General features: G+C 66.3%; 12 protein-coding genes. 1 reads left to right on the forward strand and 11 read right to left on the reverse strand.

All coding sequences use genetic code 11. The features are described 5' to 3' along the window. Positions 1–5 precede the first annotated feature (5 nt). Genes ACZ46K_RS22560 through prmC form a run of 3 tightly spaced genes read right to left on the reverse strand, consistent with a single transcriptional unit; the run spans position 6 to position 2877 of the window. Positions 6–1211 carry an MraY family glycosyltransferase gene (locus tag ACZ46K_RS22560; RefSeq protein WP_054806061.1) on the reverse strand — a complete coding sequence of 402 codons (1206 nt, stop codon included), beginning with the start codon at positions 1209–1211 and terminating at the stop codon, positions 6–8. Positions 1212–1230: 19 nt separating this feature from the next. After that, positions 1231–1893, reverse strand: a complete 663-nt coding sequence (locus tag ACZ46K_RS22565) for an L-threonylcarbamoyladenylate synthase (RefSeq protein ID WP_054806066.1) — start codon at positions 1891–1893, stop codon at positions 1231–1233. 60 nt (positions 1894–1953) lie between these two features. Beyond that, a complete protein-coding gene (gene prmC, locus ACZ46K_RS22570; protein ID WP_054806067.1) occupies positions 1954–2877 on the reverse strand; it encodes a peptide chain release factor N(5)-glutamine methyltransferase in 924 nt (307 codons plus the stop codon). A gap of 111 nt (positions 2878–2988) precedes the next feature. On the opposite strand from prmC, the gene ACZ46K_RS22575 reads away from it, so the two are divergent. Next, a complete protein-coding gene (locus ACZ46K_RS22575; RefSeq protein WP_054806062.1) occupies positions 2989–3456 on the forward strand; it encodes a hypothetical protein in 468 nt (155 codons plus the stop codon). A 36-nt stretch (positions 3457–3492) separates the two neighbouring features. Here the strand turns inward: ACZ46K_RS22575 and prfA are convergent, their stop codons facing one another. The 8 genes from prfA to argS form a co-directional block, all read right to left on the reverse strand. Then, positions 3493–4572 carry a peptide chain release factor 1 gene (gene prfA, locus ACZ46K_RS22580; protein ID WP_464744882.1) on the reverse strand — a complete coding sequence of 360 codons (1080 nt, stop codon included), beginning with the start codon at positions 4570–4572 and terminating at the stop codon, positions 3493–3495. 132 nt (positions 4573–4704) lie between these two features. Further along, positions 4705–4938 (reverse strand): 50S ribosomal protein L31, encoded by a 234-nt coding sequence (rpmE, locus tag ACZ46K_RS22585; RefSeq protein ID WP_054806063.1) that lies wholly within the window; start codon positions 4936–4938, stop codon positions 4705–4707. 119 nt (positions 4939–5057) lie between these two features. Beyond that, positions 5058–7148, reverse strand: coding sequence for a transcription termination factor Rho (gene rho / locus ACZ46K_RS22590; protein ID WP_464744884.1), 2091 nt, complete (start codon positions 7146–7148; stop codon positions 5058–5060). Positions 7149–7577: 429 nt separating this feature from the next. After that, positions 7578–8507, reverse strand: a complete 930-nt coding sequence (thrB, locus tag ACZ46K_RS22595; protein ID WP_464744886.1) for a homoserine kinase — start codon at positions 8505–8507, stop codon at positions 7578–7580. Positions 8508–8542: 35 nt separating this feature from the next. Continuing rightward, a complete protein-coding gene (gene thrC / locus ACZ46K_RS22600) occupies positions 8543–9634 on the reverse strand; it encodes a threonine synthase (RefSeq protein WP_464744888.1) in 1092 nt (363 codons plus the stop codon). Then, positions 9631–10959 carry a homoserine dehydrogenase gene (locus tag ACZ46K_RS22605; RefSeq protein ID WP_464744890.1) on the reverse strand — a complete coding sequence of 443 codons (1329 nt, stop codon included), beginning with the start codon at positions 10957–10959 and terminating at the stop codon, positions 9631–9633. The genes thrC and ACZ46K_RS22605 overlap by 4 nt, the downstream gene beginning before the upstream one ends. Further along, positions 10956–12377 carry a diaminopimelate decarboxylase gene (lysA, locus tag ACZ46K_RS22610; RefSeq protein ID WP_464744892.1) on the reverse strand — a complete coding sequence of 474 codons (1422 nt, stop codon included), beginning with the start codon at positions 12375–12377 and terminating at the stop codon, positions 10956–10958. Before lysA ends, ACZ46K_RS22605 begins: the two co-directional genes overlap by 4 nt. Continuing rightward, positions 12374–14026 carry an arginine--tRNA ligase gene (argS, locus tag ACZ46K_RS22615; RefSeq protein WP_464744894.1) on the reverse strand — a complete coding sequence of 551 codons (1653 nt, stop codon included), beginning with the start codon at positions 14024–14026 and terminating at the stop codon, positions 12374–12376. Before argS ends, lysA begins: the two co-directional genes overlap by 4 nt. Between the last annotated feature and the right edge of the window lie 107 nt (positions 14027–14133).

Below are 14133 nucleotides of genomic sequence, written 5' to 3' on the forward strand. Positions count from 1 at the left end.
CGAGCCTAACGGACGCGTTTACGACGCCCGGTTCGGCCGCCACCGCCGTCGTCCTGATGACGCAGTGACGGCACCGCAGTGACGACCAGAGCGAACACCAACCCTCCTGCCGTCAGGAGCACGACGGCCGTCCGGTCGAGCAGCGACGACCCGACCGCACCGAACGCGAGAACTCCGACCCACAAGTACAACAGCAGCACGACCCTGCGGTGGGAGTGACCGATCTGCAACAGACGGTGGTGCAGATGCATCTTGTCCGGGCTGAACGGACTCACACCCGCGCGGGTACGACGGACGATCGCAAGCAGCAGGTCGAGGATCGGGATGAACGTCACCGCTCCCACCAGGATCAGCGGCGACAGCAAACCGAGCAGATCGCGGGAACCATAGGCGCTGAGAGGAATCCGGCCGGACGCGCTGGTCGAGACCGCCGCGAGCATCAACCCGATCAGCATCGATCCCGAGTCGCCCATGAAGATCCGGGCGGGTTGGAAATTGTGCGGCAGAAATCCGAGACAGGCCCCCGCGAGCGCGGCGGCGATCAACGCCGGCGGATAGGCAGAGACATCGCCGCCTTGGTCGAGCAACAGGCCCACGGAAAAAATGCAGATCGCCACTGCGGCGATCAGCCCCAGTCCGGCCGCGAGGCCGTCGAGACCGTCGACGAAGTTCATCGCGTTGATCATGACCGCGGCCACCGCGACCGTGATGAGACCACCCTGCAGCTGGTCGAGTACGAGAGTGGAGCCGTCGAACGGGTTGTAGATGACGATCCAACTCACGCCCATCACGACGAGCACTCCGGCAGCCGTGACCTGCCCGACGAATTTGGTGAGTGCGTCGAGCCCCCATCGATCGTCGATGATGCCGACGACAACGATGATCGTCGCAGCCACCAGCGTCGCCCCCATGTCGGGGGTGAATTCGAAACCTCTTGTCAGGGCAGGAAGTTGCTGCGCGAACAGGATTCCGACGACGAGACCGAAATAGATCCCCACGCCGCCCATCCGGGGTGTGGGCGTCACGTGCACGTCGCGGTCGCGTGGTTTCGCGACAGCCCCGAATTTCGTCGCGAGGATCCGGATGAGTCCGGTGGAAAGGAACGTCACCACCGCCGCGGTGAGGAGAACGAGAAGCAACTCTCGGATCGGCACTCCGGCACCCTGCCCCGATTGGGCGAGCACCACGGCCGCTGAGTCGACTGAAGTCACGAACTCCTGTCCTCCACCGTCACTCCCCGCCGGTACGCAGACGCTCGGCGTCGTCGCCCAGCACCTCCGCAATGGCTTCGGCGGATACGGCGCCTTCACGGATGATGCGCGGTCGGCTACCTGTCAGGTCGACGATGGTCGAGGCGACCCCGTGCTCGGCCGGGCCCCCGTCCAGATACACGGATGCGGACTCACCGAGTTGCTCCCGCGCCTCGGCGGCCGTCGTCGCGGGCGGTTGCCCGGAGACATTCGCACTCGAGACCGCGAGCGGCCCCACCTCACGGAGAAGTTCGAGAATCACGGGATGCAACGGCATCCGGAGCATGACGGTTCCGCGAGTGTCGCCGAGATCCCAGGCGAGCGACGGCGCAGCGTGCACCACGATGCTCAATCCACCCGGCCAGAACGCCCGGATGAGTTCGCGGGCTTCCGGACGCACCGTGGTCACGAGCCCGTCGATGGTCGTCCATGATCCCACGAGGACGGGGACCGGCATATCGCGACCGCGACCCTTCGCGCGCAGCAGCGCCGCGACCGCGGAGCTGTCGAATGCGTCTGCCGCGAGACCGTACAGCGTATCGGTGGGGACGACGACGAGACGACCCGCTTTGAGCGAACCACGGGCGGCATTCAGGCCTACGGAACGCGAATCCGGTTGGTTGCAGTCGTACACAGTGCTCACACCGTCATCCTTCCACTCGCGTCGGTGCACTCGAAGTTCGGCCCCGTTCGTCGAGCGCGTTCAATCGGACTCGGCCGCCGGTATCGGCTGCGCACGATTCGCCTCCCGCTCCGTCGGGATTCTCCGCGCAACGACGAACCGCGGCTTCCCCGCCAGATCCGGATGCTCGGCCACGTCACCGAACACCCGACGCTGGGAGAACAGGGCTGCGACCTGCCCGCCGTTGGTGTCGTCGTGTTCGATGGCCACGGCTCCCCCGATCCGCAGCCACCGGGCGACGTTGGAGATCATCGGCTTGATCACCGAGAGTCCGTCCGGCCCGCCGAAGAGCGCCGTGTACGGGTCGTGATCGATCACCTCCGGATCGAGTTCCGTTCCCTCTGGTATGTACGGCGGGTTGGACACGACGACGTCGACGACACCCTCGAGAGACGCGAGCAAGCCCCGGTCGGTCACATCGCCCTGATGCAGGACGATCGGTGTGTCGCCTTCCCGTGCCCGGGCTTCGGCATTGCGGCGGGCCCAGGCGAGAGCCTTCGGTTCGAGTTCGACCGCGTGCACCACGGCGTCCGGACGAGCATTCGCGATCGCCAGCGCAAGTGCGCCGGATCCGGTGCACAGATCGAGCACGACGGGGTTTCGTCGGTCGTACTGTTCGAGAAATGCCAGTGCCCATCCGAGGAGCAGTTCGGTCTCCGGTCGCGGGACGAACACACCGGGGCCGACAGCAAGATCTATCGCGCCCATCGGCGACGTCCCGGTGATGTATTGGAGGGGGATCCGTTTTGCCCGCTGCGCGATCATTGCCCGATACGCGTCGACCATCGCGGGGTCGACGAGAGGCACCAGACCGAGGCGAGTGCGTTCGATTCCGAGGAGGTGAGCGGCGAGCAGCTCGGCGTCCACACGGGGACTCGGGACACCCGCTTCTTCTAGCACCGATACGGCTTCGATGATGGCCAGGCGCAGGGGTTGACGACTCACGTGTACAGGGTCCCATGCGATCACGAACAGAACACGGATAGGTCTACTTCGCCACCTCCGACACCACATCGTCGATAACGTCCGGGGGTTGGGGAAACCGAAAGGAGTGTCATGAACAAGAACACATCACGCGCTGTCCGCGCCGCGGCAGTGGTCGCGATGGGCGGTGCGGCAGCATTCGCAGGGACCGGCACCGCAGCGGCTGCTCCCATCGACTTCCAGCCGATTCCGGTGCTGTGCCCTGCCGGAATCGCGGAGGCTCAGTCATTGACGCACGACGAGAACGACGCTGTCGAAGGTGACGAAGTCCTCTACGTCGTCAACCAGCAGAGTGTCGGCGGCGGGACGGTGTCCTGGATCAACATCAACACCGGTGCAACCGGAAATACCACTCTGGAATCGACGGAGGGACTGTGGGGAGCTCCCGCCGCGCTGACCGAACCCGAGGCGGGAACGGTTCTGGCTGCGATCTGGGGTATGCACGAGAACGAAGCAGGTGAGCAGTGCTTCCTGCTCCCCGGCGTCGACATCGCTCAGGTGCCGGGCGAGTCGGACGAAGGCGAAACGGACGAAGGATAAGAACCGTCCACTCGACGAGAGGTCCGGTTCCGACGATCATTCCGCCGCGAGCCGGGCCTCTCTGTCTGCCGTACCCAACGCGTCGAGCAGCGCGTCCATCTCACCGTCGAGCACAGCGTCGAGGTTGTGGGCCTTGAACCCGATCCGGTGATCCGTGACCCGGTTCTCCGGGAAGTTGTAGGTACGGATCCGCTCCGAACGGTCGACGGTGCGCACCTGACTGGCACGACCGGCCGACGCTTCGGCGTCCGCGGCTTCTTCTGCCGCGGCCTGCAGGCGCGCAGCGAGCACCTGCATCGCGCGGGCCTTGTTCTGTAACTGCGAGCGCTCGTTCTGGCACGTCACCACGATGCCCGTGGGCAGATGGGTGATGCGGACCGCGGAGTCCGTCGTGTTGACGCCCTGACCGCCCTTGCCGGACGAGCGGTACACGTCGATCCGCAGGTCGGTGTCGTCGATCTGAACTTCTTCGACCTCGTCGGGCTCAGGGTAGATGAACACGCCGGCCGCGGACGTGTGCACACGGCCTTGCGATTCCGTCACCGGGACGCGCTGCACACGGTGGACACCGCCCTCGAACTTGAACCTCGACCACACACCGTCGCGCACGTCGGTCTTGGATTTGATCGACAGGGTCACGTCCTTGTAGCCCCCGAGATCGGAATAGGTGGCTCCGAGGACTTCGACACGCCATCCGGTGCGCTCGGCGTAACGGGTGTACATGCGAGCGAGGTCGCCGGCGAACAACGCAGATTCTTCGCCACCCTCACCGGACTTGACCTCGAGTACGACGTCGTCGCCGTCGTGCGGGTCGCGCGGCGCCAGAAGATCCGTGAGTGCCTTGTCGAGCTCGGAGACACGTTCTTCCAGGTCCGGAACCTCAGCGGCGAACGACGAGTCGTCGGCGGCGAGTTCACGGGCGGCTTCGAGATCGTCGCGTGCCGCGGTCAGCTTCGTATAGGTCGCCATGATCGGCGCGAGTTCGGCAAAGCGCTTGCCCACTCTGCGGGCTGCCGACGGATCGTTGTGCAACGACGGGTCGGACAGCTGCTGCTCCAGACCCGCGTGTTCGGCCAGAATGTCGTCGATGGCCGACGGCTTGGTCTGCCCCGCCATGGGTTCGCTCCGCTCTTGTGGGGAAAGTGCTGTGCTCTGCAGATCGTTCCGTTGTCCGGCCACTCGTGGACCTGGAACGAAAATGCCGACGCCCGGCCTGTACGAAGACAGGACCGGGCGTCGGCAGTGCAGCTAGCTCTCGTCTGCAGCCTTCTTCGTGGCGCGCTTGCCGTAGCGAGCCTCGAAGCGCGCGACGCGTCCGCCGGTGTCGAGGATCTTCTGCTTGCCCGTGTAGAACGGGTGGCAGTTGGAGCACACTTCGACGTTGACACGGCCGGACTCGGACGTGCTGCGGGTCTCGAACGTGTTACCGCAACCGCAGACGACGGTCGTCGCCTGGTAGTTGGGGTGGATTCCTGCCTTCATGGTGTCCCTTTCGTGGTCGCCGGGTCGCCCTCGCCATTCGAGGACGTGAACCGGAACCGGACTGAGCTGTTCGATTATGCCAAACGTTTCGGCCCGGGAAAAATTCCCGGGCCTCGACGTCAGTCTTCCAGTGCCCCCGGTGCGGTCTTCGCCACCTGCATGAGGAACTCGATGTTCGTCTTGGACTTCTTGAGCCGGTCGACGAGCAGATCGATCGCCTGGTGCGAATCGAGACCCGACAGCACGCGCCGCAACTTGTGCACGACCGCGAACTCGTCGGGGCTCATGAGCAACTCGTCCTTGCGCGTGCTGGACAGATTGACGTCCACCGCAGGGAAGACGCGACGCTCGGCGATCTTGCGATCGAGCTTGAGCTCCGCGTTACCGGTGCCCTTGAACTCCTCGAAGATCACGGTGTCGCCGGTCGAGCCGGTCTCGACCAGTGCCGATGCGATGATCGACAGCGATCCACCGTTCTCGATGTTGCGCGCAGCACCGAGGAATCGCTTCGGCGGGTACAGCGCGGTCGAGTCGACACCGCCGGAGAGAATGCGTCCCGACGCGGGCGACGAGTTGTTGTACGCGCGGCCGAGGCGGGTGATCGAGTCGAGCAGGACCACCACGTCACGTCCCATTTCGACCAGGCGCTTCGCACGCTCGATCGCGAGTTCGGCAACGGAGGTGTGATCTGACGGCGGCCGGTCGAAGGTCGAAGCGATGACCTCGCCCTTCACCGAGCGCTGCATGTCGGTGACCTCTTCGGGACGCTCGTCGACCAGAACCACCATGAGGTAGCACTCGGGGTTGTTGACGGCGATCGCGTTGGCGATGTCCTGCAGCACCGTGGTCTTACCGGCCTTCGGCGGCGACACGATGAGTGCACGCTGTCCTTTACCGATCGGCATGACCAGGTCGATGACACGCGTGGTGAGGATGTTCTGCTGTGTCTCGAGGCGTAGGCGCTGATTCGGGTACAGCGGGGTGAGCTTGTTGAACTCGGGGCGACGCTTGGCTGCGTCGACCTCACCGCCGTTGACGGTATCGAGCCGCACCAGGGGGTTGAACTTCTGGCGCTGGTTGGCCTGCTCACCCTCCCGCGGAACACGCACCGCACCGGTGATGGCGTCGCCACGGCGCAGGCCGTTCTTACGCACCATGTTCATCGACACGTACACGTCGTTCGGTCCGGCGAGGTAGCCGGAGGTCCGCACGAATGCATAGTTGTCGAGCACATCGAGGATGCCCGCGACCGGCTGAAGGACGTCGTCTTCCCGAATCTCGGGTTCGCGCGTATCCCCGCCTCCGGATTCGCCGCGGTCGCGTCCGCGACGACGTTCCCGGAAGCGACGACCCCGACGACCGCGGCCGCCTTCTTCGTCGTCGTCCCCGCGGTTGTCACGGTTGTCCTGACGCGGGCCCTGGTTCCGGTCGCTCTGATTGCGATCGTCGCGGTTGCCGCCCTGGTTGCGGTCGCCACCTTGGTTGCGATCACCCTGGTTACGGTCGCCACGCTGGCGGTTGCCTTCGGATTCGGTGCGGTCCTGGGACTTCCCGCGGTCGTTCGACCGATCACGGGAATCGCCGCCACGCTCGGTGTCGGAGGCCTGCGAGTCGCCGGTAACCTGCGTCTCGCCCTTCTGGTTCGGGTCCAGCTGATCCGCACCACGACGACCGCGTCGCTGACGACCACGGCGGGGTGCATCGTCGGCGTCGGAATCGGACGGCTGCGCGTCCACGGCGGGCTTGTCGGCGGCTGCAGACTCCTCAGCGGGGGCCGCAGCTCGGGCTGATTCACCCTCGGGTGCCTCGGCAGTGCGGGTGCGGCGAGTACGCGCGGGGCGGCTCGGTGCTTCCTCTGCAGTATCGGCAGGAGCTGCGGTGTCGGCAGGAACTGCGGTGTCGGCAGGAGCCTGGGCGGGCTCGGCCGGCACCTTGGTAGCGGGAGCGCTCTTGGCACCGGCGGGAGCGTTCTTGGCGCCGCTTCCCTGCTTTTCCTTGATCGCAGCGATGAGGTCGCCCTTGCGCATTCCCGACGTGCCCTTGATACCGAGTTCGGCAGCAAGAGCCCTCAACTCGACGAGCACCATGCCCGCAAGCCCGGTGCCACGACGGGCGCCACGCGAGGACTGTGCAGAATCGCCGGACTGGGTTCCCGCGGAAGCCGAGGCGGTGTCGGAGGCTGGTGTAGCGATCAGGTCCGTATCTGTCACGGAGATCCTTTCCTTCCCTCGCCCACTGATGCAGAGTCGAGGGTTCGTTCCGCAGATCAGTTTTCATGCACTGAGCTGGGATTTGCCGTACGAGTTCACGGAAGTCGAACGGTCGGCACGTCCGCCACCACACCGATGTCGGTTAGGTACGGTCTTGTCCCGTTCCCCGAATCGGGAGCAGGTGAGGATCGACTCAGGATCGGACGCCCCGATGGAGCTGGAGTGAATGTCCTGGAGAACCCGGCGACACGAGCGCACGACGTGCGGACGTCCTCAGGATAGCGACGTTCTGCACGCAGGGCAAGAATCTGTGTGACGTGAGGTTCGTGTGTGATGCGCCACTCCCACCGCAACCACAGGGTGTAGACGGCAACGGCCGGCCCGGAATTCCGGGCCGGCCGTTGCCGTCGCGATCATGAGAGACGGTCGTCAGTCGACTTGAACCCCATCGGCGATATCGAGGTCGAGCACGGTGAGCTCGTCCCCCTCCGCGGCTGCGCGGAGTTCAGCAGGAATCGGCTCCGTCGTCAAGGCCAGGACCGTAGGACCCGCGCCCGACACGGTGGCCGCGATCCCTGCGCCGCGAAGAATCGAGATCCACTTGGTCGTCAACGGCAGCGCCGGAGCACGCTGCGCCTGGTGGAGCAGATCCTCGGTTGCCTGCATCAACAGATCGGGACGCTCCGTCAGCGCGACGACCGCGAGCGCGGCGCGGCTGACGTTGAACGCGGCGTCGCGATGCGGGACCAGGTCGGGCAACAGTCCCCGAGTGTGGGCCGTCGACGACCGGACGGACGGAACGAACGCGACGGCCTTGATCGACGGGTGCACTCGCAGCGACACCGCTTTGTATCCGCGGCGCTCCGAGTCGACCTCGGCCTCGCTCCATGACACGACAGCACCGCCCAGAACGCTGGCCGACGCATTGTCGGGATGCCCCTCGAATTCCGACGCCAGCTGCACGAGCTGCGCGGAGTCGAGTACCCGCTCGGGCGCGATCTTCCGCACCAGACCGTTCGCGGCAGCAAGTCCGCCCACGGCCGCGGACGCCGATGAGCCCAGACCGCGAGAATGCGGAATCACGTTGCGGCACACGACACCCAGTCCGTCCGCCCACACGCCTGCAGCCTCGAGTCCGCGTTCGACCGCGCGCACCACCAGATGCGACGGCCCCCACGGCACCTCCTGCGCACCCTCCCCTTCGACACGCACGTCGAGACCGGAACCGGTTGTGGTGACGGTGATCTCGTCGTACAACCCGAGCGCCAGTCCGAGCGTGTCGAATCCGGGCCCCAAGTTGGCGCTCGAGGCAGGCACCCGAGCTGTCACCGAGACCCCTACGGGCAACGTCTGCGTCATGTCCTGTTTCCCAACGGAGGAGGGCGAGGCTGTCACTAGACCAGCTCGAGCGCCGATGCCACGGCCACGGGATCGACCTGGATGGGTTCGACCACCGGCACGTCGCGCAGTGCGGTGTCGGGATCCTTGAGCCCGTTGCCGGTGACGGTGCACACGATCTTGAGGCCCGGCTCGAGCCAACCTTCCTTGCGCGCAGCGAGCAGACCCGCGATCGACGCTGCCGACGCAGGCTCGACGAAGATCGACTCCGTCTTCGCGAGGAGACGGTAGGCCTCGAGGATCTCCTCGTCGGTGGCCGCACGGAATGCGCCGTTCGACTCCTCCTTGGCCGCAACGGCACCGTTCCACGAAGCCGGTGCGCCGATCCGGATCGCGGTGGCGATCGTCTCGGGGTTGCTGACCGGATGGCCGAGGACGAGCGGGGCAGCGCCTGCCGCCTGGACGCCGAGCATGCGCGGCCGACGTGTGCTCAGCCCGTCGGCGAAGTACTCGGAGTAGCCCTTCCAGTACGCGGTGATGTTGCCGGCGTTGCCGACGGGCAGCACATGCACGTCGGGTGCGTCGCCGAGTGCGTCGACGATCTCGAACGCCGCGGTCTTCTGGCCTTCGATGCGCACAGGGTTGACAGAGTTGACGAGACCGATGGTCTCGAACTCCGAGGTGGTCTTGCGGGCCAGTTCGAGGCAGTCGTCGAAGTTGCCCTCCACCTGAACGATCTTTGCGCCGTGCATGACGGCCTGGGCGAGTTTGCCCATGGCGATCTTGCCCTGCGGCACGAGGACAGCGCATCCGATACCCGCCTTGGCGGCGTACGCGGCAGCGGAGGCAGAGGTGTTGCCGGTGGAGGCGCACAGCACGGCCTGCTTGCCCGACGCGAGCGCCTCGGTGACGGCCATGGTCATGCCGCGGTCCTTGAACGAACCCGTGGGGTTGAGTCCCTCGACCTTGATGTGCACTTCACACCCGGTGAGCTCGGAGAGCCGTTCCGCTGGAAGCAGCGGTGTACCGCCCTCGCGCAGTGTCACCGTCTTCCATCCGTCGCCGATCGGGAGGCGACTGCGGTACGCCTCGATCAGGCCCGGCCACGGGGTGTGCACGGGGGTGGTGTTCTTGTCGACCGCACTCATTCGGCGGATCCCTCCAGTCTCAGGACGCTGGTGACAGCAGTTACGGATTCGAGATTCTCGAGCGCTGCGACGGTGTCCGCCAGCGCCCGGTCGGTGGCTCGGTGCGTGAGCACCACCAGGCGAGCGCCGTCGCCGGCACCTTCCTGGCGCACGGCGGAGATACTGACGCCGCGCGTCGCGAACTCGGCGGCGACGGCGGAGAGCACGCCGGCTCGGTCGGCGACCTGCAGATTGACGTAGTACCGGGTGACGATGTCGCTCATCGGGGCGATCTCGAGCTTGGCGTATTTCGATTCGCGCGGACCGCGGCCACCCTGGACGCGGTTGCGCGCCGCCATGACGAGGTCGCCCATCACGGCGGATGCGGTGGGCGCTCCCCCGGCGCCCTGACCGTAGAACATGAGCCGACCGGCGGCCTGCGCTTCGACGACGACGGCGTTGAATGCACCGGCGACGGTCGCGAGGGGATGCTCACGCGGCACGAGGGCGGGGTACACGCGGGCCGAGACGCGGTCGCGACCTTCGCGACCGGGGATTCGTTCGCAGATCGCGAGCAGCTTGATGGTGCAGTTGAGTGCACGGGCCGAGGTGAGGTCGGCCGCGGTGATCGAGCTCATGCCCTCGCGGTAGACGTCGGAGGCGGTGACGCGGGTGTGGAACGCAATGGATGCGAGGATCGCCGCCTTGGCCGCGGCATCGAATCCTTCGACGTCGGCGGTCGGGTCGGCTTCTGCGTAGCCGAGGCGACCCGCTTCGGCCAGTGTCGTCTCGTAGTCGGCGCCGCTCTCGTCCATCGCGGACAGGATGTAGTTCGTCGTGCCGTTCACGATGCCCATCACCCGGTCGACACGGTCGCCTGCGAGCGACTGGGTCAGCGGGCGGATCACCGGGATCGCGCCGGCAACGGCGGCTTCGAAGTACAGGTCGGCGTTGTGCGACTCCGCTGCCTCGGCCAGTTCACCGGTGTAGGCGGCGAGGAGTGCCTTGTTCGCTGTGACCACCGACTTGCCGGCGTCGAGCGCGGCCCGCACCAGGGTGCGGGGCAGTTCGATACCCCCGATGAGCTCTACGACGAGGTCGACGTCGTCGCGCCGGACGAGCGCTTCCGCGTCGGTCGTCAGGAGCTCCGCGGGAATCCCGCGATCCGACGATGCGTCGCGCACCGCGACGCCCCGCAGTTCGAGGGGCGCACCGATGCGTTCCTGCAGGTCGAGTGCGTCTTCCCGGATGATGTTGACGACCTCGGCACCCACGGTGCCGTGGCCGAGAACCGCGACACCGAGGGGTCGCTGCCCGGATGCACCTTCCACCGTTGTGCTGGTCACTCCGTAACCTCCAAGCTCAGCAGATCTTCGATCGTTTCCCTGCGCAGCAGGATGCGCGAGACGCCGTCCTTGACCACCACGACGGCGGGGCGGGTCAGCATGTTGTACCTGCTGGACATCGAGTAGCAGTATGCACCGGTCGCCGCGACGGCCAGCAAATCTCCCGCGCCGACGTCGGCGGGCATCCAGGCGTCTCGAATGATGATGTCACCGCTCTCGCAGTGCTTGCCGACCACCCGTGCGACGACGGGTTCGGCGTCGCTCACCCGCGATACGAGGCGCGATTCGTATTCCGCCTGATACAGCGAGGTGCGGATGTTGTCGCTCATCCCGCCGTCGACGCTGATGTAGCGCCGGCTCTGGCCGGCACCGACGGCCACGTCCTTGATGGTGCCGACCTCGTAGAGGGTGACGGTGCCCGGGCCCGCGATGGCGCGTCCGGGTTCGACGGCGAGGGTCGGTGTGGGCAGCCCGACCAGAGCGGACTCGGTGCGCACGATGTCGTTCAGCTTCGCTGCGAGATCGGTGACAGGCGGCGGGTCGTCGCTCGGCACGTACGAGATTCCGAGGCCACCACCGAGGTCGACGATGTGCAGCTGCGAGGTCTTGTCGACTCCGAATTCGGCGACGATGTCGCGCAGCAGCCCGATGACGCGGTGGGCGGCCAGTTCGAATCCGTCGACGTCGAATATCTGCGAACCGATGTGGCTGTGCAGCCCGACGAGGCGTAGGTTGTCGGCCGCGAACACTCGACGCACCGCGTCCATCGCGTGGCCGCCGGCCAGCGAGAGACCGAACTTCTGATCCTCGTGGGCGGTGGAGATGAACTCGTGGGTATGTGCTTCGACACCGACGGTGACGCGGATGAGCACATCCTGAACTGCGTCCAGTTCACCGGCGATGGCGTCGAGGCGGTCGATCTCGGCGAGCGAGTCCAGCACGATGTGTCCGACGCCGACCTCGACGGCGGTCCGCAGTTCGGCCACCGACTTGTTGTTGCCGTGCAGCGCGATCTTCTGCGCCGGGAATCCGGCGTGCAGCGCGACGGCGAGTTCGCCACCGGATGCGACATCGAGGCACAGTCCCTCTTGGTGCACCCATCGGGCGATCTCGGTGCACAGGAACGCCTTGGACGCGTAGTGGACGCGCGCCTCGGGGCCGAATGCTTCCGCGATCTCGCGGCACCGCGACCGGAAATCGTCCTCGTCGACGACGAACAGCGGTGTGCCGTAGGTTTCGGCGAGTTCGGTGACGGAGACACCGGCGATGCGGGTGACGCCGTCGTCACCGCGGGTGGTGTTGCGTGGCCACACATGCCGGTGGAGCTCGTTCAGTTCGGAGGCGTTCTCGGGTCGTTGCGGGAGGCCGGGTGCGTGCGGAATCTCGGCGTGACGCGGCCCCGCGGGATGCGCGTTCACATCCGCTCCGGTGCGCTGACGCCGAGGAGGCCGAGTCCGTTGGCGAGAACCTGCCGTGCGGCGGCGCACAGGGCCAGGCGCGCGGTATGCAGGTCGCCCGGCTCTTCATCGCCCAGCGGCAGGATGCGGCACGCGTCGTAGAACCGGTGATAGGTACCGGCGAGCTCTTCGAGGTAGCGCGCCACGCGATGCGGCTCGCGCAGTTCCGCGGCCTTCGCGACGACCCGCGGGTATTCACCGATCGTGCGGATCAGGTCGCCTTCGCGATCGTGGGTGAGCAGCGCGAGGTCGGCGCCCTCCCCGCTGAGCCCGAGGTCGGCGGCGTTCCGCGCAATCGACGACAGCCTCGCGTGCGCGTATTGCACGTAGTAGACGGGGTTCTCGCTCGAGGCGGACGCCCACAATGCCAGATCGATGTCGATGCTCTGGTCCACGGACGAGCGCACCAGCGAGTACCGGGCTGCGTCGACGCCGATGGCCTCGACCAGGTCGTCGAGCGTGATGACTGTGCCGGCACGCTTGCTCATCTTCACGGCCTGGCCGTCGCGCACGAGGTTGACCATCTGGCCGATCATGACCTCGACGGTGTCGGGATCGTCACCGAAGGCCGCCGCTGCGGCCTTCAACCGGGCGATGTAACCGTGGTGGTCGGCGCCGAGCATGTAGATGCACAGGTCGAAGCCGCGTGAACGCTTGTTCTGGAAGTAGGCGATGTCGCCGGCAATGTATGCGGCGTTGCCGTCCGACTTGATGACGACGCGGTCCTTGTCGTCGCCGTAGTCGGTGCTCTTGAGCCACCATGCGCCGTCGTCGAAGTACAGGTTGCCGGAGCTCTTGAGCGTCTCGACGGACTTGTCGACGGCGCCGGATTCGAACAGCGAGTTCTCGTGGAAGTACACGTCGAAGTCGACGCCGAACTCGTGCAGGGTCCGCTTGATGTGCTCGAACATCAGGTCGACACCGAGGGAACGGAACACTTCGTTGCGGTCGTCCTCGGGGAGGTCGAGGACGTCGGGTCGTTGCTCGAGCACCGACTTCGCGATGTCGACGATGTAGGCGCCCGAGTAGCCGTCCTCGGGTGCGGGCTGTCCGAGCGCCGACGCGATCAGCGACCGGGTGAACCGATCGATCTGGCCACCGTGGTCGTTGAAGTAGTACTCGCGGGTGACGACGCCGCCCTGCGCAGTGAGGATCCGACCGAGCGCATCACCGACCGCCGCCCACCGGGTGCCACCGAGGTGGATGGGGCCGGTCGGGTTCGCGGAGACGAATTCGAGGTTGATCTTCCGGCCCGCGAGGGTGTCGGCGTTACCGTACGCGTCGCGTTCGTCGAGCACATCGGCGACGATCGCGCCCTGTGCGTCGGCGGCGAGCCTGATGTTGAGGAAGCCGGGGCCGGCGACGTCGGCGGAGTCGATGCCGTCGGCGGCGGTGAGCGCTTCGGCGAGCCAGGTCGCGAGATCGCGAGGATTCACGCCGACCTTCTTGGCAACCTGCATCGCGACATTGGTTGCGTAGTCGCCGTGCTCGGGGTTGCGGGGTCGCTCGACGGTGAGGGTTGCGGGCAGTACTGACGCGTCGAGGTCACGGTCGGCGAGCACTCTCGCAGCGGTTCCGTGGAGCAATTCGGCAAGATCGGCAGGAGTCACAGGTGTTCATCCTATTGGCTGGGGGGTGAAGGCGTGGACGCTCCCCCGCTCCCGACGCCCGTAGAGTTGACGATGTGTGCGTACCCGATGGTGCGCACGTTCGCCTG

The organism is Rhodococcus sp. JCM 9793 (genome assembly GCF_055380405.1).